This is a genomic window from Lyngbya sp. CCY1209, from assembly GCF_055795065.1.
The window spans coordinates 1-554 of record NZ_JAYFER010000088.1; the positions used below are offsets into that span (position 1 = coordinate 1).

The 554-nt window shown below is 45.7% G+C and carries 1 protein-coding gene; it reads left to right on the forward strand.

All coding sequences use genetic code 11. From position 1 onward, the window contains the following. Positions 1 to 138: 138 nt before the first annotated feature. A partial coding sequence (locus AC0QHF_RS00475; RefSeq protein ID WP_473113496.1) for a nuclease/transposase family protein occupies positions 139 to 554 on the forward strand: 416 nt, incomplete at its 3' end.

A 554-nucleotide genomic window follows, 5' to 3' on the forward strand; every position in this document is an offset into this window, starting at 1 on the left:
ACAGGCTATTATAATAGCATGAAGACGCTCAAATTCAAGTTGTACGACCACAAGCGAAATCGTCACCTGAAGCGCATTGTCAATGCCTCGGGAACGATTTACAACCACTGTATTGCGTTGCATCGTCGGTACTACCGGATGTGGGGCAAACACTTGAACTGCGCCAAGCTCCAGAAGCATATTGCTAAACTCAGAAAACATAATCCTTTCTGGAAAACCGTTGACGCTCAAGCAGTGCAAGACATCTGCCAGCGTATCGAAAAAGCGTATCAGTTGTTTTTTAAGCACAGAGACAAAGGGGTTCGTCCTCCTGGGTTTAAAAAAGTCAAAAAGTACAAATCGTTTACTCTCAAGCAGAACAACTACAAGTTTCTCGGTGAAAACCGGGTGAAGATCTGCGGTCGAGTGTATCAGTTCTGGAAGTCCAGAGAAATTGAGGGAAAAATCAAAACGGTGACAGTTAAACGGACTCCATTGGGAGAGATGTTTATGTTCGTCACGGTAGACGCTCCTTCGGAGCCGACTGTCAAAGTCGAGACGGGTAAAAGCGCTGG